The 20507-nt window shown below is 72.0% G+C and carries 15 protein-coding genes; 12 read left to right on the top strand and 3 right to left on the bottom strand.

All coding sequences use genetic code 11. The features are described from left to right. Positions 1-19: 19 nt before the first annotated feature. From ACFC0D_RS28450 to gabT, 3 genes are all read right to left on the bottom strand, one after another. Positions 20-673: a hypothetical protein gene (locus ACFC0D_RS28450; protein WP_376441737.1), complete on the bottom strand. Its 654-nt coding sequence runs from the start codon at positions 671-673 to the stop codon at positions 20-22. 20 nt (positions 674-693) lie between these two features. Then, positions 694-1230 (bottom strand): phosphatase PAP2 family protein, encoded by a 537-nt coding sequence (locus ACFC0D_RS28445; protein WP_376441734.1) that lies wholly within the window; start codon positions 1228-1230, stop codon positions 694-696. Between the two features lie 332 nt (positions 1231-1562). Beyond that, positions 1563-2897, bottom strand: coding sequence for a 4-aminobutyrate--2-oxoglutarate transaminase (gene gabT, locus ACFC0D_RS28440; protein WP_376441731.1), 1335 nt, complete (start codon positions 2895-2897; stop codon positions 1563-1565). Between the two features lie 218 nt (positions 2898-3115). Between gabT and ACFC0D_RS28435 the strand changes: the two genes are divergently transcribed. The 12 genes from ACFC0D_RS28435 to ACFC0D_RS28380 all read left to right on the top strand — a co-directional run bounded on the left by ACFC0D_RS28435 (position 3116) and on the right by ACFC0D_RS28380 (position 20498). Next, positions 3116-5515 (top strand): ATP/GTP-binding protein, encoded by a 2400-nt coding sequence (locus tag ACFC0D_RS28435; protein WP_376441729.1) that lies wholly within the window; start codon positions 3116-3118, stop codon positions 5513-5515. An 88-nt stretch (positions 5516-5603) separates the two neighbouring features. After that, positions 5604-7163 (top strand): PucR family transcriptional regulator, encoded by a 1560-nt coding sequence (locus ACFC0D_RS28430; RefSeq protein WP_376441726.1) that lies wholly within the window; start codon positions 5604-5606, stop codon positions 7161-7163. Positions 7164-7263: 100 nt separating this feature from the next. Beyond that, on the top strand, positions 7264-8223 hold the full coding sequence (locus ACFC0D_RS28425) for an EamA family transporter (protein ID WP_376441723.1): 960 nt from the start codon (positions 7264-7266) through the stop codon (positions 8221-8223). Between the two features lie 159 nt (positions 8224-8382). Beyond that, positions 8383-9828, top strand: a complete 1446-nt coding sequence (locus ACFC0D_RS28420) for an aldehyde dehydrogenase family protein (protein ID WP_329115277.1) — start codon at positions 8383-8385, stop codon at positions 9826-9828. A gap of 166 nt (positions 9829-9994) precedes the next feature. Next, positions 9995-11920, top strand: coding sequence for an acyl-CoA dehydrogenase family protein (locus tag ACFC0D_RS28415; RefSeq protein ID WP_376441720.1), 1926 nt, complete (start codon positions 9995-9997; stop codon positions 11918-11920). Between the two features lie 85 nt (positions 11921-12005). After that, on the top strand, positions 12006-13253 hold the full coding sequence (gene aroA / locus ACFC0D_RS28410; RefSeq protein WP_376441718.1) for a 3-phosphoshikimate 1-carboxyvinyltransferase: 1248 nt from the start codon (positions 12006-12008) through the stop codon (positions 13251-13253). 73 nt (positions 13254-13326) lie between these two features. Further along, a complete protein-coding gene (gene dxr, locus ACFC0D_RS28405) occupies positions 13327-14586 on the top strand; it encodes a 1-deoxy-D-xylulose-5-phosphate reductoisomerase (RefSeq protein WP_376441715.1) in 1260 nt (419 codons plus the stop codon). Beyond that, the gene (locus tag ACFC0D_RS28400) at positions 14583-15887 is read left to right on the top strand and encodes an RIP metalloprotease (RefSeq protein WP_376441712.1); all 1305 of its coding nucleotides are present in this window, start codon (positions 14583-14585) and stop codon (positions 15885-15887) included. The genes dxr and ACFC0D_RS28400 overlap by 4 nt, the downstream gene beginning before the upstream one ends. 102 nt (positions 15888-15989) lie before the next feature. Beyond that, positions 15990-17147: a flavodoxin-dependent (E)-4-hydroxy-3-methylbut-2-enyl-diphosphate synthase gene (gene ispG, locus ACFC0D_RS28395; protein WP_361434427.1), complete on the top strand. Its 1158-nt coding sequence runs from the start codon at positions 15990-15992 to the stop codon at positions 17145-17147. Positions 17148-17287: 140 nt separating this feature from the next. Next, positions 17288-18133: a GNAT family N-acetyltransferase gene (locus tag ACFC0D_RS28390; protein ID WP_376441708.1), complete on the top strand. Its 846-nt coding sequence runs from the start codon at positions 17288-17290 to the stop codon at positions 18131-18133. Positions 18134-18153: 20 nt separating this feature from the next. Further along, on the top strand, positions 18154-18729 hold the full coding sequence (locus ACFC0D_RS28385; protein ID WP_376441705.1) for a GNAT family N-acetyltransferase: 576 nt from the start codon (positions 18154-18156) through the stop codon (positions 18727-18729). A 68-nt stretch (positions 18730-18797) separates the two neighbouring features. Further along, complete coding sequence (locus ACFC0D_RS28380; protein WP_376441702.1) at positions 18798-20498, top strand: proline--tRNA ligase; 1701 nt, start codon at positions 18798-18800, stop codon at positions 20496-20498. Positions 20499-20507: the final 9 nt, after the last annotated feature.

Here is a 20507-nt window from a genome sequence, read left to right as displayed (position 1 = left end):
CGGCCGGGCGCTGCCGAGCTCAGCCGGCCGTGGCCGTCCGCGGCGCCAGCCCGGCCCGGCCAAGAGCCCGGCCCATGGCCGGGAGGTCCGGAGCGCCCCCGTCCTCGGGGGCGGCGTAGGACTCCAACAGCTCCGGCGTCAGCCGGTACCCCTCTGCGTGGTCCATGAGAATCTCCGCACTCTGGCCGTCGTGCCGGATGTGATCGGCCAGCAGGCCCATCGCGTCGTCCCGGTCGACGAAGCGGCTCATCCCGCAGTCGAGGCCGTCGTCGTCCAGGTCGTCGGGGTACGGGGCGCGGGCCCAGGTGCCGTTCTCGTACCAGTAGACACAGCCCAGTTCGTTCCCCGCGAGCCGGTCGCGCAGCTCCTCGTAGGGGAGCCAGTCGGGGCCGCCCGCCAGCATGTCGATCGGCGTCCCGTGCCACTTGACGCCACTCGACTCGTCCTCACCGAACAGCACGTACCGGCCCTCGCCGACGCGGGAGAACGTCCACCAGGTGCAGCCGCAGTCGTCGAGGTGGAGGCCCTCCTCGTCGATCCAGTGGCCGGTCCGGTACCCCTTGCTCTCCTCCGCCTCTGTGGTCGCCTCCAGTACGGCGACCAGCGCCCAGCGGGCCCACAGCAGCTCCGGGGACGGCAAGTCTCCCGGCAGTCCCGGCCGTTGAATCGTCATCCTGCTCTCCGGATCGTCGGTCACGAACGTGAGGGGCGACCGTACCGCTCGGCCACGACAGGCCAGGTGAGCAGGGGCACGCACAGGGCGAGCGAGGCCAGTACGTCCAGCGGCCAGTGGTAGCCGCGCAGGATCAGGCCGACACCCGTCAACGCCGTCAGGAGGGCGGCGACCGGGATCAGGCGGTTCGACACGAGGAACGCCGCCCCGAAGTACGCCACCATCGCCGTCGCCGTGTGGCCCGACGGGTAGTAGCCCGCGGCCCAGGGCTCCAGCGGGCCCGGTCGGGCGGTCCACTCCTTGAGGGGGATGACGAGGGCCGGTACGAGGGCCATGGTGACCCCCGCGCACAGGGCCTGGGCGCGCCGGCCGCGGAGGATCGCGTACGTCATCGCGCACACGAGGACCGGGAGGGCGACCGTCAGATTGCCGAGATCGGCGCCCAGTTCGGAGAGCCACCGCGGGACGGTGTCGACAAGAGAGCGCGAGAGGTGTTCGTCGTGACGGGCGAGAGGCCCACCGACGAGGACCTGCCAGGTGACGAGGGCGAAGGCCACGATCGCCGAGAAGACAGTCGGCCTCCCCGGAACAGGGGGGGTGGTTCCGGGGAGGCCGACCTGATCGGGCCACCGCGCGCCCCGGGGGGTGTGGGGCGGGCGGCCATCCGATCGGTGAGGAGTTCCGGAGCCGGAGGCTCCAGTGGTGTGCGCGAAGGCACGATCAAGGCGGGGCTGGGGAGGCTCCGCCCTGTTGTCGCCCGCAGTCTCCTGTGAGCGGGGTGTTTCTCTCATCTGCAGAAACCGTACGGCAGAGAAAGGGGGACCGACAGCCGGAACTCCATCCCGCCATCGGCCCCCCACACCTTCTTCACACCTGTGCCGAAGAGGCGTCAGATCTGGCCGAACGCGCTCTCGATGACGTCGAGACCCTCGTTCAGCAGGTCCTCGCCGATGACCAGCGGCGGCAGGAAACGCAGCACGTTGCCGTAGGTGCCACAGGTCAGGACCATCACGCCCTCGGCGTGGCAGGCCTTCGCCAGCGCGCCCGCGGCCTCCGGGTTCGGCTCCTTGGTGGCCGGGTCCTTGACCAGCTCGATCGCGATCATGGCGCCGCGGCCGCGGATGTCGCCGATGATCTCGTACTTCTCCTGCATGGCGGCCAGGCGGGCCTTCATGAGCGACTCGATCTTCTTCGCCTTGGCGTTGAGGTCGAGCTCCTTCATGGTCTCGATGGAGCCGAGCGCACCGGCGCAGGCGACCGGGTTGCCGCCGTAGGTGCCGCCGAGGCCGCCGCCGTGGACGGAGTCCATGATCTCGGCGCGGCCGGTGACGGCGGCGAGCGGCAGACCGCCCGCGATGCCCTTGGCGGTGGTGATCAGGTCCGGGACGATGCCCTCGTCCTCGCAGGCGAACCACTGGCCGGTGCGGCAGAAGCCGGACTGGATCTCGTCGGCGACGAAGACGATGCCGTTGTCGTTGGCGAACTTCACGATCGCCGGCAGGAAGCCCTTGGCCGGCTCGATGAAGCCGCCCTCGCCGAGGACCGGCTCGATGATGATCGCGGCGACGTTCTCCGCGCCGATCTGCTTGGAGATCTGGTCGATCGCCTGGGCGGCGGCCTCGGGGCCGCAGTTCTCGGCACCGGTGGGCCAGCGGTAGCCGTAGGCGACCGGCACGCGGTAGACCTCGGGCGCGAACGGGCCGAAGCCCTGCTTGTACGGCATGTTCTTCGAGGTCAGAGCCATCGTCAGGTTCGTACGGCCGTGGTAGCCGTGGTCGAAGACGACGACGGCCTGGCGCTTGGTGTACGAACGGGCGATCTTGACGGCGTTCTCGACGGCCTCGGCGCCCGAGTTGAACAGCGCGGACTTCTTGGCGTGGTCGCCCGGGGTCAGCTCGGAGAGTGCCTCACAGACCTCGACGTAGCCCTCGTACGGCGTCACCATGAAACAGGTGTGCGTGAAGTCGGCGAGCTGCGCGGCGGCGCGGCGGACGACGGCCTCGGCGGAGGCGCCGACGGAGGTCACGGCGATGCCGGAGCCGAAGTCGATCAGACGGTTGCCGTCGACGTCCTCGATGATGCCGCCGCCGGCCTTCGCGGTGAAGACGGGCAGCACGGAGCCCACGCCGCCGGCCACGGCGTCGAGGCGGCGGGCCTGCAGCTCCTGCGACTTCGGACCGGGGATGGCGGTGACGACGCGCCGCTCCTGCGGGACAGCGTTCATGCGGGGCTCCTGGGGGTGTTCTGGACGCACTTGTGGGTTTCTTCCGCAGGCTAGGCGCGGGGGAGGGGCGTGGGCATGCGCCGATCGGGAGTGTTGGGGGGTGTGTCGTTGTCCGCAGTGGACATGGCGGCCACGAAACCACTCCGGGGCGTCCCGGGCCCACTAGATTGACGGTGGCACAGATGCGGCGACCTGGCTGGTCAGGGGGCAGGGGTTTCATGGAGACCGAAGGTGCGTACGAGTCACGCGACACGCGGGGGAGCGGCGTGCCCCGTCCGGCGCCGCCGGCTCCGGCCACGGCTCCACAGCCGGTCGTACCGCCGACCGGGCAGGTCCCCGGGCCGGGCGTACCGCCCTCCGGGCAGACTCCGGGCCCGACCGGCCCCAACGCGCCAAGGCCGCCGGCCGGGCAGCCCCTCGTACCGCCGCAACCCGCGCACCCGCCGACCCGCCTTGCGGTCGCCGACTGGCTCCGTATCCCGCGCCCCGCCGCCGCCCCCGGCATCTGGCGGCTCGGGCATCGCGAGCGGCCCGAGCAGGAGCCGGACGTCGTGCCCGGCCGTCAGCTGATCACCGGCGCGTTCGTGGCGTACCTCTGCGGCTGGCTGCTGTGGTCGCTGCTGTGGAACGGCTACCTCGAGGGGTGGTGGATCTTCGTCGACAACTGGTGGCTGCTGCCCATGCTGTGGCTCGTGCCCACCGAATGGCGGTCCCCCCAGAGCCCCGACGTCGAGCTGTACGTCGCGGCGACGTACCTCTGGTACGCCGTCCTCCTCGTCCTGTTCTCCGTCGGCTTCGGCCGCGTCGGCAACTGGCGCGAGGTCTGGCAGCGCTACGGCGTGCCCATCTGGCCCCTGTTCGTCCTCCTGCCGGGGGTCTGGCGGGAGATGCCCCGCACGGTCACCTGGCTCACCTGGACCTCGAACATCTACTACGTCCTGCTGATCGCCGCCCTCGGCGCGGCCGTGGGCCGCGTCGGAACCTGGCCCTCCGTGCGGCGGCGCCTGGGAACGTCCCACGCCGCCGACACCCCACCGGTGCCGCCGGCCCCGGCCGCCGACCCCGCCGAGTGGCCCGAACTGCGCGACGCCGGGCTGACCGAGACCGCGGCCCAGCTCGCCGAGGCCACCCGGCAGGGTGTCCTCGGGGACGTGGACTACGCCAGGATCCGCCGCGCCTGGCAGGGCGTACGGACCCGGCCGGAGCGGCTCGCCGCCTTCACCGAGGCCGTGCGCACCCGGGGCGCCGCCGCCTGCGGCCACCCCTCGGGCCGGCGTGACCTGCCCGTCCGTACCGCCACCCACGACCTGGCCACCGACCAGGTCCTCATCGGCACCGCAGCCGACCACCCGCGCAACCCCTACCCCCGCCGCACCACCGGCGTCGCCCTGGACCCCGGGCTGCTCGGCACCTCGTTGGTCGCCGTCGGGCCCGCGGGGGCCGGGAAGACCGTGCGGGTGGTGCGGCCCGTCGTCGAGTCGCTCTGCCTGCAGGCGCTCGCCAACCGCGCCGCCGTCGTCGCCGTCACCTCCCACGGCGCCGCGCTCGGCCCCGACGAGGGCTTCGACGTCGTCGTCTCCGTCGGGCGCGCCGAGTCCACCCACGACCTCGACCTGTACGGCGGCGCCGACGACCCCGACGAGGCCGCGCGGATCCTCGCCGAGGCGCTCGTCGGGGACCTCGTCGCCGACAGCCGGCGGGCCGCCACCGCGCTCGCGCAGCTCATCGGGCCGTTCCGGGCCGCGCACGGACGCTTCCCCTCCGTGCCCGAGCTGCGCGAGCTGCTCGGCGGGACGCCCGAGGCGTTCGCCGCGCTTCGCGAAGCCGTCGCCGGCGACCCCGCCCAGCTGCGCGAGCTCGACGCCCGGCAGCGCCAGGCCGATCGCGGCGACGACGTCGGCGTCCTCCTCGCCGAACGCATCGCCTTCCTCGACCGACCCGCCTTCGCCCGCTTCTTCCGCACGGACCGCCAGGACGAAGCGCCGCAGTTCTCCCTCCGCGCCGTCGAGCACCCGCTCCGCGTCCGCGTCGACCTCCCCGAACGCGGCCACGCCGAAGCCTCCCGGATCGTCTCCCGGCTGCTGCTCGCCCAGTTCGCGGAGGCCGCCCTGGCCCGCCGCGACCGCTCCCTCTTCGCCTGCCTGGTCCTCGACGACGCCACGTACACCGTCACCGCCGACTCCGTACGGGCCATCCAACGGCTCCGCTCCGCCAACGCCGGCGTCGTCCTCGCGCTGCGCAGCCTGGAGGACGTGCCCGAGGCGCTGCGGGGGCCGCTGCTCGGGGCGGTCGGCTGCCGGATGGCGTTCGCCGGGATCGCGCCCTGGGACGGCGGACGGTTCGCCGAGACCTGGGGCACCGAATGGGTGCAGACCCGGGACGTCACCAACCGGCAGATCATCTCCGACGAGCCCCTCACCAAGGCCCTGCACTTCATGCGACGCCTCGTGACCGGCAAGGCGGCGACGGCGGAGGCCGTGACCGTACGGGAGGTGGAGCGCGAGCGCTGGTCGGCCTCCGACCTCGCCCACGCCGTCCCCGCCGGGCACGCCGTCCTGTCCCTCACCCATGTGCGGGGCGAGCACACGCCGCCCCTGCTCGTGGACCTCCGCGGCTGAGCCGGAGCGGCCATCGGCGGGCCCTGGCACAATCGAGGGCGCCGCTCGGCTGAGCGGCGCCCCCTCCCCAAAGGTCCGACGGTCCCCAATGCCGCCCACCCTCGCCTCACTCGTCCAGCACTCGGCGCTCAAGCTCACCGTCCGTGCCGGCGAGGACCGCCTCGACACCCCCGTGCGCTGGGCCCACGTCAGCGAGCTCGCCGACCCCGTCCCGTACATGGAGGGCGGCGAGCTGCTGCTCACCACGGCGCTCACCCTGGACGCCGAGGACTCCGAGGCGATGCACCGCTACGTCCGGCGGCTGCTCGCCGCGGGCGTAGTGGGGCTCGGCTTCGCCGTCGGCGTCAACTACGACAACATCCCGCAGCCCCTCGTGGACGCGGCGGGGGCCGAGGGGCTCCCGCTCCTCGAAGTACCGAGGCGCACACCGTTCCTCGCGATCAGCAAGGCCGTCTCGGCGGCGATCGCGGCCGATCAGTACCGGGCCGTCACGGCCGGTTTCGAGGCCCAGCGAGAGCTGACCCGCGCCGCGCTCGCCGAGGGCCCGGACGCGGTGATCGCGCGGCTCGCGGCCCATGTCGACGGATGGGCGGCGCTGTACGACACCTCCGGCACCGTCCTCGCCGTGTCGCCCGAGTGGGCGACGCGCCGCGCCGCCCGGCTCACGCCCGACGTCGAACGGCTCCGGGAGCGGCCCGCGCCCGCGAGCGCGGTCGTCGGAGGAACGGACGACCGGGTGGAACTCCAGTCGCTGGGAACCGGACGGCGGGTCAGGGGTGCCCTCGCTGTCGGCACCGGAGCCCCGCTCGGGACGGCGGAACGGTACGCCGTGCACTCCGCGATCGCCCTGCTGACCCTCACCACGGAGCGCTCGCGCTCGCTCCAGGCGGCCGAGGCGCGGCTGGGCGCGGCGGTGCTGCGGATGATGCTGTCCGGCCAGCCCGACCACGCCCGGGCGGTGGCCGGCGACCTGTACGGCGGGCTCCTCGACGCGCCCTTCCGGCTGCTGATCGCCGAAACGGTGGCGGGGGAGCGGGAGGGCGAACCGCCCCTTCCGGTCCTCGCGGAGGAGCTGGAGTCCGCCGCCGCACGGGCGGGCGAGACGGTGCTGACCGTTCCGGAGGGCGAGGAGCGGCTCCTGGTCCTGGCCGGGGACGGCGGGGCGGTCGTCACGGCCTGCGAGAGCTATACGGAGCGGGAGGCGGAGGAGACCGGTGTCGTCGTCGGCCTCTCGGCCCCGGCCGGGCCGATCGCGGCGGCGGCCGCGTACAAGCAGGCCGAGCAGGCGCTGTCGGTGGCGCGGCGGCGCGGCCGGGCGCTGGTCGAGCACGAGGATCTGGCGGCCGGCTCGGTCCTGCCGCTGCTGGCCGACGACGCGGTCCGCGCCTTCGCCGACGGGATGCTCCGCGCCCTGTACGAGCACGACGCGACGGGCCGGGGCGACCTGGTCGCCTCGCTGCGGGCCTGGCTCTCCCGCCACGGCCAGTGGGACGCGGCGGCGGCCGACCTGGGCGTCCACCGCCACACCCTCCGCTACCGGATGCGCCGGGTGGAGGAGATCCTGGGCCGCTCCCTCGACGACCCGGACGTACGGATGGAGCTGTGGCTGGCGCTGAAGGCGACGGGGGCGGACGCGGAGGAGCGCTAGGGCCCATTTCGCCGATCGCGCCGCCTCGACTGCGCCATTCCTGCCCGATCACGGGCAGGATCATTGATCATTCGCCTTGAAACTCCTTACTCTCCTGGGCATGACAACCCCCGCGGTCGATCCCGCCTCCGAGGAACGCACCTCCGCTCCCGCCGCCCCCGGACGCGCTCCCCGCCGGATCTCCGGCGCCGTCTGGCTCGCGCTCGGGATCGTGTACGTCGTCTGGGGGTCCACCTACCTCGGGATCCGGATCGTCGTCGAGACGATGCCGCCGTTCCTCTCCGCGGGGATGCGATACGTCGTCGCCGGCCTGCTGCTCGCCGCGCTCATCGCCTGGCGGCAGGGCCCGGCGGCGCTGAAGGTGACCCCGCGCCAACTCGTTTCCGCCGTGGTGGTCGGCGTGCTGCTGCTCGTCGGCGGCAACGCGCTCGTCGTCCTCGCCGAGACCGACATCCCCTCCGGCCTCGCCGCTCTCCTCGTCGCGAGCGTGCCCGCCTGGGTGGTCGTCCTGCGCGCCGTCGCCGGCGAGCGTCCCGGCCGCGGCGCCTTCGCCGGCGTGGCCCTCGGTCTGGTCGGCCTCGGCGTCCTGACCCTTCCCGGCCTCAGTGGCGAGGTCAGGATCGGCGGCGTGGTCCTCGTCGTCGTCGCCGCGCTCCTGTGGTCCGTCGGATCGTTCTCCTCCGGCCGGCTTCCGATGCCCGCCAACCCGTTCACCGCCAGCGCGTACGAGATGCTCGCCGGCGGGCTCGGGGGCCTCGGTGTCGCCCTGGTCCGCGGCGAGCACCACGGCTTCGACCTCGCCGACGTCTCCTCCCGCTCCTGGATCGCCCTCGGCTACCTCGTCGTCTTCGGCTCGCTGATCGCCTTCACCGCGTACGCCTGGCTCCTCCAGACCGCCCCGCTCTCCCTGGTCGCCACCTACGCCTACGTCAACCCGGTCGTCGCCGTGCTCCTCGGCGCCCTCGTCCTCGGTGAGGCCCTGACCTGGCCCATCGCGCTCGGCGGCGCGATCGTCGTCGGAGGCGTCTGTCTGATCGTCTCGACGGAACGGCGGGCGTGATCATCGCGCTCGGGTGAGGTTCGGGGTCTCCTTCCGCCAAAGCGGACAGGAGCCCCCGCGCACCACTCCACGGCGGACAAGCGCCATTGCGCCCGCTTCGCCCTAACGTGGCACGAGAGCGATCGCTCGCACCCCCGATACGGAAAGGGCCGGGACGCAATGACGACCACCCACGCCTTCTGGCTCGCCGGCCGCGAGGCCACCGGCGAGGCCACCTTCGACGTCACGAACTCCTTCGACGGACGTCTGGTCGGCAAGGTCAGCGTGCCCACCGAAGCCCAGGTCGAGGAAGCCGTCGCCGCCGCGCACGCCGTGGTCGACGAGTTCGCCGCGACGCCGGCGCACGTCCGCGCCGCCGCCCTCGACCACGTGTCGAAGCGCCTCGCCGAGCGCACCGAGGAGATCGCCCAGGTGATCTCCGCCGAGAACGGCAAGCCCATCAAGTGGGCCCGCGGCGAGGTCGGCCGCGCCGTCTCCGTATTCCGCTTCGCCGCCGAGGAAGCCCGCCGCTTCAACGGCGGCGAGGCCCAGCGTCTCGACACCGAGGCCGGTGGCGTCGGCCGGCTGGCCATCACCCGCCGTATCCCCAAGGGCGTCGTCCTCGGCATCGCTCCGTTCAACTTCCCGCTGAACCTCAGCGCCCACAAGGTCGCCCCGGCCATCGCCGTCGGTGCCCCGATCATCCTCAAGCCGGCCCCGGCCACCCCGATCTCGTCCCTGATCCTGGGCGAGCTGCTGGCCGAGACCGACCTGCCGGCCGGCTCCTGGTCCGTCCTGACCGTGCCGAACGACCGGATGCCCGCCCTCGTGAAGGACGAGCGCCTCCCGGTCATCTCCTTCACCGGCTCCGACAAGGTCGGCTACGCCATCCAGGAGTCCGTGCCGCACAAGCACTGCACCCTGGAGCTCGGCGGCAACGCCGCCGCCGTCGTCCTCGGCGACTGGGCGTCCGAGCAGGACCTGGACTGGGCGGCGAGCCGTATCGCCACCTTCTCCAACTACCAGGGCGGCCAGTCCTGCATCTCCGTACAGCGCGTGATCGCCGACGCCTCGGTCTACGACCGGCTCGTCCCCAAGGTCGTCGCCGCCGTCGAGGCGCAGGTCTCCGGTGACCCGGCGGACGACGCCACCGACGTCGGCCCGCTCGTCGACGAGAACGCCGCCAAGCGTGTCGAGGCCTGGGTGGACGAGGCCGTCGCGGCCGGCGCGAAGCTGCTCGCGGGCGGCAAGCGCGAGGGCGCGACCTACGCCCCGACCGTCCTCACCGACCTCCCGGGCGATGTCACCCTGGCCCGCGCCGAGGTCTTCGGCCCGGTCCTCACCATCGCCAAGGTCGACGGCGAGGCCGAGGCCTTCGCCGCCGTCAACGACTCGGACTTCGGCCTCCAGGCCGGCGTCTTCACCCACGACCTGCAGACCGCCTTCCGCGCCCACCGCGCGCTCGAGGTCGGCGGCGTGATCATCGGCGACGTCCCGTCCTACCGCGCCGACCAGATGCCGTACGGCGGCGCCAAGAAGTCCGGCGTCGGCCGCGAGGGCGTCAAGTACGCCATGGACGACTACACCTACGAGCGGGTCCTGGTCCTCACGGGCCTCGCGCTGTAACCCGTATTCAGTAGTCCGTGCGAAGTCGTACGGATCCCTGAGACCGACGGCCGGAGCCCACTGTGCGGGGGCTCCGGCCGTCTTCTCGTCTATCGGTGCGCGCGGAAATCGGGTACTACGGACGAGTAGCCACATGGCCCCCTACGAGCGGCGAGGTGAGCTCCTCATGTCCGCACCCACCCAGCGGCCCAAGGTCACCGAACGCGAGGCCCGGCAGGTCGCCGAGGCAGCGCGCGAGCAGGACTGGCGCAAACCCAGCTTTGCCAAGGAACTCTTCCTCGGCCGCTTCCGACTCGACCTCATCCACCCCCATCCCCTCCCCTCCCAGGAGGACGTACGGCGCGGCGAGGCCTTCCTCGCCAAGCTGCGCACCTTCTGCGAGACACGCATCGACGGTCGGCTCATCGAGCGCGAGGCCCGCATCCCCGACGAGGTCGTCACCGGCCTCAAGGAACTCGGCGCGCTCGGGATGAAGATCGACCCGAAGTACGGCGGGCTCGGCCTCACCCAGGTCTACTACAACCGCGCCCTCGCCCTCGTCGGGTCCGCGAGCCCCGCGATCGGCGCACTGCTCTCGGCCCATCAGTCCATCGGCGTTCCCCAGCCGCTGAAGATCTTCGGCACCCAGGAACAGCGGGACACCTACCTCCCCCGCCTCGCCAGCACCGACATCTCGGCCTTCCTCCTCACCGAACCCGACGTCGGCTCCGACCCGGCCCGGCTCGCCACCACGGCGGTACCGGACGGCGACGACGCCTATGTCATCGACGGGGTGAAGCTCTGGACGACCAACGGGGTCGTCGCCGATCTGCTCGTCGTCATGGCGCGCGTCCCCGCCTCGCCGGGCCACCGGGGCGGCATCACCGCCTTCGTCGTCGAGGCGGACTCGCCCGGCATCACCGTCGAGCACCGCAACGCCTTCATGGGCCTGCGAGGGCTCGAGAACGGCGTCACCCGCTTCCACGGCGTCCGGGTCCCCGCCGAGAACCGCATCGGCCCGGAGGGCGCCGGCCTCAAGATCGCGCTGACGACGCTCAACACCGGCCGGCTCTCGCTCCCCGCGATGTGCGTCGGCGCCGGAAAGTGGGCGCTGAAGATCGCCCGCGAATGGGCGACCGTACGGGAACAGTGGGGCAAGCCGGTCGCACGCCACGAGGCGGTCGGCACGAAGATCTCCTTCATCGCGGCGACCACGTTCGCGCTGGAGGCGGTCGTCGACCTCTCCTCGCAGATGGCCGACGAGGACCGCAACGACATCCGCATCGAGGCGGCGCTCGCCAAGCTCTACGGCTCCGAGATGGGCTGCCTCATCGCCGACGAACTGGTCCAGATCCGCGGCGGACGCGGATACGAGACCGCCGACTCGCTGGCGGCGCGCGGAGAACGGGCCGTACCGGCGGAGCAGTTGCTCCGCGATCTGCGGATCAACCGGATCTTCGAGGGCTCGACCGAGATCATGCACCTGCTGATCGCCCGCGAGGCCGTCGACGCCCATCTGGCCGTCGCCGGCGACATCATCGACCCCGAGAAGTCGCTGGGCGACAAGGCGAAGGCGGGTGCGCGGGCCGGCGGCTTCTACGCCCGCTGGCTGCCGAAGCTCGTCACCGGGCAGGGGCAGGTACCGGGCGCGTACCGGGAGTTCGGCGCCCTCGCCACCCATCTGCGGTACGTGGAGCGGACGTCGCGGAAGCTCGCCCGGTCCACCTTCTACGCGATGTCGCGATGGCAGGGCCGGATGGAGCTGAAGCAGGCCTTCCTCGGGCGGATCGTGGACATCGGCGCGGAGCTCTTCGCGATGAGCGCGGCGTGCGTACGCGCGGAACTGCTGCGGTCCACCGACGACCACGGCAAGGAGGCGTACGCGCTCGCCGACGCGTTCTGCCGACAGTCCCGGCTGCGGGTGGAGGAGCTCTTCGGCCGCCTCTGGTCCAACACGGACGACCTGGACCGCCGGGTCGTGGACGGGGTCCTCGCCGGACGCTACGAGTGGCTGGAGGCGGGGGTGGTCGACCCGAGCGACGACGGCCCCTGGATCGCGGACGCGACACCGGGCGCCTCGACGGAGGAGAACGTCCACCGCAAGATCCCCTGACCGGAGGCGTGGGCCATCGTTCCGCAGGTGTCCCGTCCTGCGGAACGATGGCCCACGACGGCGGAAGCCACGGCAGGATGGTCCCGTGACCGTCATAGAGATTCCCGGTTCCAAGTCCGTCACCGCCCGCGCGCTCTTCCTCGCCGCCGCCGCCGACGGGACCACCACCCTCCTCCGGCCGCTCCTCTCCGACGACACCGAGGGCTTCGCCGAAGGGCTGAACACCCTCGGATACGAGGTCCGGCAGGAGCCGGGGGCCTGGCATATCGAGGGCCGGCCCGCAGGGCCCGCCGTCGGCACCGCCGACGTGTACTGCCGCGACGGCGCGACCACCGCCCGCTTCCTCCCCACCCTCGCCGCCGCCGGCCACGGCACCTTCCGCTTCGACGCCTCGCCCCAGATGCGCCGCCGCCCCCTCGGCCCCCTCTCCACCGCCCTGCGCACCCTCGGCGTCGACCTCCGCCACGAGGAGAACGAGGGCCACCACCCGCTCACCGTCGCCGCCCGGGGCATCAAGGGCGGTGCGCTCACCCTCGACGCCGGCCAGTCCTCCCAGTACCTGACCGCCCTCCTGATGCTCGGTCCGCTGACCGCCGAGGGCCTCGCGATCACCGTCACCGACCTGGTCTCGGAGCCGTACGTCGAGATCACCCTCGCGATGATGCGCGCCTTCGGCGCCGAGGTGACCCGGCAGGACCGCACCTACACCGTCGCCCCCACCGGCTACCAGGCGGCCACCTACCCCGTCGAGCCCGACGCCTCCACGTCCTCCTACTTCTTCGCCGCCGCCGCTCTCCACCCCGGCCGCACCGTCACCGTCCCCGGCCTCGGCACCGGCGCCCTCCAGGGCGACCTCGGCTTCGTCGACGTCCTGCGCCGCATGGGCGCGGACGTGGAGATCACCGACACGGCCACCACCGTCCGCGGCACGGGAACGCTGCGCGGCCTCACCGTGAACATGCGCGACATCTCCGACACCATGCCGACCCTCGCCGCCCTCGCGCCCTTCGCCGACGGACCCGTCCGCATCGAGGACGTCGCCAACACGCGCGTCAAGGAGTGCGACCGCCTCGACGCCTGCGCCGAGAACCTCCGCCGCCTCGGCATCGAGGTCGCGACCGGCCACGACTGGATCGAGATCCGGCCCGGGACCCCGGCCGGCCCCGCCGAGATCGCCACCCACGGCGACCACCGGATCGTCATGTCCTTCGCGGTCACCGGTCTGCGCACGCCCGGCATCACCTTCGACGACCCCGGCTGCGTACGGAAGACCTTCCCGGACTTCCACCGCGTCTTCGGCGAAGCCTTCGGAACGGCCGCCTCCGCAGAGTGACCACACCGGGCGAAGACACCCACGAGAGGCACCCCGTGAAGACCGCACAGTCTTTGCGGCAAGAATGGGGGGCATGAGCGACCGCCCCTCTCCTCTCGCCGACCCGCACATCGTCTTCGCACCGGTCGAAGGCCGCCGGGACATCGTCGTCCTCGGCTCCACGGGATCCATCGGCACCCAGGCCATCGACCTGGTCCTGCGCAACCCCGACCGGTTCCGGGTCACCGCCCTCGCCGCCTCCGGCGGCCGCGTCGGGCTGCTCGCCGAGCAGGCGCACCGGCTGAAGGTCGCGGCGGTCGCCGTCGCCCGTGAGGACGTGGTGCCCGAGCTGCGCGACGCGCTCAAGGAGCTGTACGGCGCCGAGCCCCTGCCCGAGATCCTGGCGGGGGCCGACGCCGCCACCCAGCTCGCCGCCTCGCCCTGCCACACGGTGCTCAACGGCATCACCGGATCCATCGGCCTGGCGCCCACGCTCGCCGCCCTCCAAGCCGGCCGCACCCTCGCCCTGGCCAACAAGGAGTCGCTGATCGTCGGCGGCCCGCTGGTCAAGGCGCTCGCCAAGCCCGGCCAGATCATCCCGGTCGACTCCGAGCACGCCGCCCTCTTCCAGGCGCTCGCCGCCGGCACCCGGGCCGACGTCCGCAAGCTGGTCGTCACCGCCTCCGGCGGCCCCTTCCGCGGCCGCACGAGGGCGGAGCTGGCCCATGTCACCCGCGAGGACGCGCTCGCCCACCCCACCTGGGCCATGGGCCCGGTCATCACGGTGAACAGCGCCACCCTCGTGAACAAGGGCCTGGAGGTCATCGAGGCGCACCTCCTCTACGACATCCCCTTCGACCGCATCGAGGTCGTCGTCCACCCCCAGTCGTACGTCCACTCGATGGTCGAGTTCACCGACGGCTCCACCCTCGCCCAGGCCACGCCGCCCGACATGCGCGGCCCGATCGCCCTCGGCATCGGCTGGCCCGAGCGCGTCCCGGACGCCGCCCCCGCCTTCGACTGGACCAAGGCGTCCAGCTGGGAGTTCTTCCCGCTCGACACCGAGGCGTTCCCGTCCGTCGGCCTGGCCCGCCACGTCGGCGAACTGGGCGGCACCGCCCCCGCCGTCTTCAACGCCGCCAACGAGGAGTGCGTGGAGGCGTTTCTCGCAGGCAGGCTGCCGTTCAACGGAATCATGGATACGGTCACGGCAGTCGTCACCGAACACGGAAAGCCCACCCAGGGAACCTCCCTCACGGTGTCGGACGTCCTCGAAGCGGAGACCTGGGCCCGCGCCCGGGCCCGTGAACTGGCAGAACTCGCAGCGAACGCAACCGCGGAGGCGCGCGCATGACCGTACTTCTCACGCTCCTCGGCATCGCGCTGTTCGCGGTGGGGCTGCTCGTCTCCATCGCCTGGCACGAACTCGGCCACCTCTCCACGGCCAAGCTCTTCGGCATCCGCGTGCCGCAGTACATGGTCGGCTTCGGCCCCACCATCTGGTCGAAGAAGAAGGGCGAGACGGAGTACGGCATCAAGGCCATCCCGGCCGGCGGCTACATCCGCATGATCGGGATGTTCCCGCCCGGCAGGGACGGCCGTATCGAGGCCCGCTCCACCTCGCCCTGGCGCTCCATGATCGAGGACGCCCGCGAGGCCTCCTTCGAGGAGCTCCAGCCCGGCGACGAGAAGCGGCTCTTCTACACGCGCAAGCCGTGGAAGCGCGTCATCGTGATGTTCGCCGGCCCGTTCATGAACCTGATCCTCGCCGTCCTGCTGTTCTTCGGCAGCGCCATGGCCGTCGGGTTCGAGACCCAGACCACCAAGGTCGCCGGCGTCACCAACTGCGTCATCGACCAGAGCGAGAAGCGCGACACCTGCAAGGCCGGCGACCCCGAGTCACCCGCCAAGGCCGCCGGACTCCTCAAGGGCGACCGCATCGTCGCCTTCAACGGCGAACGCGTCTCCGACTGGAACACCCTCTCCGACCGCATCCGCGCCACCACCGGGGCCGCCACCGTCACCGTCCAGCGCGACGGCAAGGAGATGGACCTCAAGGCCACGCTCCTCGAGAACAAGGTGCTCAAGAAGGACGCGGACGGCAAGGTCGTCCAGCCGCTGCAGTACGTCACCGCCGGCTACCTGGGCTTCGAGTCCGGCCGCGAGGTCGTCCCGCTCACCTTCGGCGAGTCCGCCTCCCGCATGACCGACCAGCTCCAGGCCGGCGCCGAGTCCGTGCTCGCCCTGCCCGGCAAGATCCCGGACCTGTGGGACGCCACCTTCGGCGACGGCGAACGCAAGGCCGACTCCCCGGTCGGCGTCGTCGGCGCCGCCCGTATCAGCGGCGAGCTGATGAACATCGACGCGCCCCCGCAGACCATCCTGGTCTTCTTCCTGCAGCTCGTCGTCATGTTCAACGTCTCGCTGTTCCTGTTCAACATGCTGCCGCTGCTCCCGCTCGACGGCGGGCACATCGCGGGCGCCCTGTGGGAGTCCGTACGCCGCCACACCGCGCGGATCTTCCGGCGCCCCGACCCGGGCCCGTTCGACGTCGCCAAGCTGATGCCGGCCGCGTATGTGGTGGCGGGAGTGTTCGTCTGCTTCACGCTCCTCGTCCTCGCCGCGGACATCGTCAACCCGGTGAAGCTGACGTGACGAGAGGGTGGCCGGACCCCCTGGGTGTCCGGCCACCCGCCGCCGGGGCGGTAATCTCGAAGACCTGAGCCCGATGAACCACACCTTGGGGTTGTACAGCTGATGACCGCGATCTCTCTCGGTATTCCGTCCGTTCCGACCAGGCTCGCCGAGCGGCGCAAGAGCCGCCAGATCCAGGTCGGATCGGTGGCCGTGGGCGGCGACGCACCCGTCTCTGTCCAGTCCATGACGACGACCCGGACCTCCGACATCGGGGCCACGCTCCAGCAGATCGCCGAGCTGACCGCCTCCGGCTGCCAGATCGTCCGCGTGGCGTGCCCCACCCAGGACGACGCCGACGCGCTGGCGACCATCGCCAAGAAGTCGCAGATCCCGGTGATCGCGGACATCCACTTCCAGCCGAAGTACGTCTTCGCCGCCATCGACGCCGGCTGCGCCGCGGTCCGCGTCAACCCCGGCAACATCAAGCAGTTCGACGACAAGGTCAAGGAGATCGCGCACGCGGCCAAGGCCGCGGGCACCCCGATCCGGATCGGCGTCAACGCGGGCTCGCTCGACGCCCGGCTGCTGAAGAAGTACGGCAAGGCCACCCCCGAGGCGCTGGTCGAGTCCGCGCTGTGGGAGGCCTCCCTCTTCGAGGAGCACGGCTTCGGCGACATCAAGATCTCGGTCAAGCACAACGACCCGGTCGTCATGGTCAACGCCTACCGCCAGCTCGCCGCCGCCTGCGACTACCCGCTGCACCTCGGCGTCACCGAGGCCGGCCCCGCGTTCCAGGGCACCATCAAGTCCGCCGTCGCCTTCGGCGCGCTGCTCTCCGAGGGCATCGGCGACACCATCCGCGTCTCGCTCTCCGCGCCGCCGGTCGAGGAGGTCAAGGTCGGCAACCAGATCCTGGAGTCGCTGAACCTCAAGCCGCGCCGCCTGGAGATCGTTTCCTGCCCGTCCTGCGGCCGCGCCCAGGTCGACGTCTACAAGCTCGCCGAAGAGGTCACCGCCGGCCTCGAGGGCATGGAGGTCCCGCTGCGCGTCGCCGTCATGGGCTGCGTCGTCAACGGCCCCGGCGAGGCCCGCGAGGCCGACCTCGGCGTCGCCTCCGGCAACGGCAAGGGCCAGATCTTCGTCAAGGGCGAGGTCATCAAGACCGTCCCCGAGTCGAAGATCGTCGAGACCCTCATCGAAGAGGCGCTGAAGATCGCCGAGCAGATGGAGAAGGACGGCGTGATGTCCGGCGAGCCGACGGTCGCCATCGGCGTCTGACCGGCCCGAGCACCCCACGAAGCCCCGTCGCGGCGCCCGTCGAACCGGGCCCCGGCGGGGCTTCGTCGCGCTCGCCCGACACCTCCGCGACGCTCCGGGTACAGTGCGGAGATCAGCAGACCGCATGGTGAGGCCCCCTCGTGTTGACGCAGACCACCACCCGGGTCCTCGAACCCGTCGACCTCGGCGCCGCGCTCGCCGTCCTCGAGAGCGCCCCCGTCGAGAACGCCTTCGTCGCCGCCCGCGTCCAAGCGGCCGGCCTCGACCCCTGGCGCCTCGGCGGCGAGATGTGGGGCTGGTACGCCGACGGACAGCTGCGCTCCCTCTGCTACTCCGGCGCCAACCTCGTCCCCATCTGCGCCACCCCCGACGCCGTCCGCGCCTTCGCCGAACGCGCCCGCAGGACCGGCCGCCGCTGCTCCTCCATCGTCGGCCCCTCCGAGCCCACCACCCAGCTCTGGAGGCTCCTCGAGCCCAGCTGGGGGCCCGCCCGCGACGTCCGCGGCCACCAGCCCCTGATGGTCACCGAGGAGCCCTCCGCCACCGTCGAGCCCGACCCCCTCGTCCGCCGCATCCGCAAGGACGAGATGGAGGTGATCATGCCCGCGTGCGTGGCCATGTTCACCGAGGAGGTCGGCATCTCGCCGATGGCCGGCGACGGCGGACTGCTCTACCAGGCCCGCGTCGCCGAACTCGTCGGCGCCGGCCGCTCCTTCGCCCGCATCGAGGACGGCAAGGTCGTCTTCAAGGCCGAGATCGGCGCCGCCACCCGCCAGGCCTGCCAGATCCAGGGCGTCTGGGTGGCCCCCGAGTTCCGCGGCCGCGGCCTCTCCGAGACCGGAATGGCCGCCGTGCTGCGCTACGCCCTCGCCGACGTCGCCCCGGTCGTCAGCCTCTACGTCAACGACTACAACGCCCCGGCCAGGGCTTCGTACCGCCGCGTCGGCTTCCGCGAGGTCGGGGCCTTCATGAGCGTGCTCTTCTGAGGCACTTGTAAGGTGCGCGCATGGATGCCGCTGACGTCACGATCGGACCGGTCAATCTCGCCGCGCGGGTGGACGACGCCCTCGCCGTCCAAGCGCTCGCCTTCGGGCTCAGTGAGGACGAGATCGTCGTACGACGCCACATCGTGCTCCGCCATCTGCTCAACCCCGGCGCCTGCGCCTACGGTGCGACCAACGCCGCAGGCCGGCTGATCGGCTTCGTGTACGGGATGCCCAACGACCGCACCCACTGGTGGTCCGGCATCGTGGAGCCGTACCTCCGCGCCGGCGGCACCGCGGACTGGCTCGACGACTCGTTCGTGATCACCGAGCTCCATGTCCACCCCTCCTACCAGGGGCGGGGCATCGGCCGTGAGCTGATCACCGCCATCACCGACCAGTCGGACCTGCCCCGGTCGATCCTCTCGGCGATCGACACGGAGAGCCCGGCCCGCGGTCTGTACCGGGCCCTCGGCTACCAGGACCTGGCCCGTCAGGTCCACTTCCCCAGCGCGCCCCGCCCGTACGCCGTCATGGGCGCCCCGCTGCCGTTGCCGCGCCGGAACGGACTCCGCGCAACCGGTTCGCCACGGAACTGATTTCACCGAGCCGGTGCCGCCCGGCTAACCTCCTGCCATCACCCTTACCCGGCAGGAGTACGAGAACCATGGCCAACGTACCGGTCCAGCGCATGTCCCAGTTGATGGCGAAGACGCTGCGCGACGACCCGGCGGACGCCGAGGTCCTCAGCCACAAGCTCCTCGTCCGGGCCGGCTACGTCCGTCGTACGGCCGCCGGCATCTGGAGCTGGCTGCCCCTGGGCAAGAAGGTCTTCTCCAACGTCGAGCGCATCGTCCGCGAGGAGATGGACGCCATCGGCGCCCAGGAGGTGCTGCTCCCCGCCCTGCTGCCGCGTGAGCCCTACGAGGCGACCGGGCGCTGGGACGAGTACGGCGCCGAGCTCTTCCGCCTCAACGACCGCAAGGGCGGCGACTACCTCCTCGGCCCGACCCACGAGGAGATCTTCACGCTCCTGGTCAAGGACCAGTGCTCGTCCTACAAGGACCTGCCGGTCATCCTGTACCAGATCCAGACGAAGTTCCGCGACGAGGCCCGCCCGCGCGCCGGCATCCTGCGCGGCCGCGAGTTCCAGATGAAGGACTCGTACTCCTTCGACACGGAGGACGAGGGCCTCGCCCAGTCCTACGCCCTGCACCGCGAGGCCTACAAGCGCATCTTCGAGCGCCTCGGCCTCGACTACCGCATCGTCGCCGCCACCGCGGGCGCCATGGGCGGCTCGAAGTCCGAGGAGTTCCTCGCCCCGGCCGAGGCCGGCGAGGACACCTTCGCCGACTGCCCGAACTGCGACTTCGCCGCCAACACCGAGGCGATCTCCTACGAGCTCAAGCCGGTCGACGGCTCCGCCGTCCCGGCGCTCGAGGAGATCCCCACCCCCGACACCCCGACCATCGAGACCCTGGCCGCCTCCCTCGGCGTGCCGGCCTCCGCCACGCTCAAGAACCTCCTGGTGAAGGTCGACGGCGAGATCGTCGCGGTGGGCGTCCCCGGCGACCGCGAGGTCGACATGGGCAAGGTCGAGGAGCACTTCGCCCCCGCGACCGTCGAGATGGTCACCGAGGCCGACTTCGCCGAGCGCCGGGACCTCGTCCGCGGGTACGTCGGCCCGCAGGGCCTGGGGAAGGTCACGTACATCGCCGACCCGCGCGTGGCGCCCGGCACGGCGTGGATCACGGGCGCGAACAAGGACGGGATGCACGCGAAGAACGTCGTCGCGGGGCGTGACTTCGAGGTCGACGAGTACGTCGACGTCGTGGTCGTCCAGGAGGGCGACCCGTGCCCGAAGTGCGGCACCGGCCTGACGCTGGACCGCGCGATCGAGATCGGCCACATCTTCCAGCTGGGCCGCAAGTACGCCGACGCCCTCAAGCTCGACGTCCTCGGCCAGAACGGCAAGCCGGTCCGCGTGACCATGGGCTCGTACGGCATCGGTGTCTCGCGCGCGGTCGCCGCGCTGGCCGAGCAGTCGGCCGACGAGAAGGGCCTGTGCTGGCCCGCCGAGGTCGCCCCGGCCGACGTCCACGTCGTCGCGGCGGGCAAGGCCCTCCAGACCGAGCTGGCGCTCGAGGTCTCGGAGCAGCTGCGCGCCGCGGGCCTGCGGGTCCTGGTCGACGACCGGGCGGGCGTCTCGCCGGGCGTGAAGTTCACCGACGCGGAGCTGATCGGCGTCCCGAAGATCCTGGTCGCCGGCCGCCGCTCGGCGGAGGGCGTCGTGGAACTGAAGGACCGCCGCACGGGTGAGCGCGAGGAACTCCCGGTGGCCGAGGCGATCGCGCGCCTGAGCGCGTAACACTTCGCC

The sequence above is a fragment of the Streptomyces sp. NPDC056222 genome, from assembly GCF_042264065.1.
GTDB lineage: Bacteria > Actinomycetota > Actinomycetes > Streptomycetales > Streptomycetaceae > Streptomyces.
This window is presented reverse-complemented; position numbering and strand designations above follow the sequence as displayed.

Coding starts and splice junctions, on each gene's coding strand:
- dxr (WP_376441715.1), top strand. CDS start 13,327: ATGAGCGACCGCCCCTCTCCTCTCGCCGACCCGCACATCGTCTTCGCA.
- ACFC0D_RS28425 (WP_376441723.1), top strand. CDS start 7,264: ATGACAACCCCCGCGGTCGATCCCGCCTCCGAGGAACGCACCTCCGCT.
- gabT (WP_376441731.1), bottom strand. CDS start 2,897: ATGAACGCTGTCCCGCAGGAGCGGCGCGTCGTCACCGCCATCCCCGGT.
- ACFC0D_RS28400 (WP_376441712.1), top strand. CDS start 14,583: ATGACCGTACTTCTCACGCTCCTCGGCATCGCGCTGTTCGCGGTGGGG.
- ACFC0D_RS28420 (WP_329115277.1), top strand. CDS start 8,383: ATGACGACCACCCACGCCTTCTGGCTCGCCGGCCGCGAGGCCACCGGC.
- ACFC0D_RS28430 (WP_376441726.1), top strand. CDS start 5,604: ATGCCGCCCACCCTCGCCTCACTCGTCCAGCACTCGGCGCTCAAGCTC.
- ACFC0D_RS28415 (WP_376441720.1), top strand. CDS start 9,995: ATGTCCGCACCCACCCAGCGGCCCAAGGTCACCGAACGCGAGGCCCGG.
- ACFC0D_RS28450 (WP_376441737.1), bottom strand. CDS start 673: ATGACGATTCAACGGCCGGGACTGCCGGGAGACTTGCCGTCCCCGGAG.
- ispG (WP_361434427.1), top strand. CDS start 15,990: ATGACCGCGATCTCTCTCGGTATTCCGTCCGTTCCGACCAGGCTCGCC.
- ACFC0D_RS28385 (WP_376441705.1), top strand. CDS start 18,154: ATGGATGCCGCTGACGTCACGATCGGACCGGTCAATCTCGCCGCGCGG.
- ACFC0D_RS28435 (WP_376441729.1), top strand. CDS start 3,116: ATGGAGACCGAAGGTGCGTACGAGTCACGCGACACGCGGGGGAGCGGC.
- ACFC0D_RS28380 (WP_376441702.1), top strand. CDS start 18,798: ATGGCCAACGTACCGGTCCAGCGCATGTCCCAGTTGATGGCGAAGACG.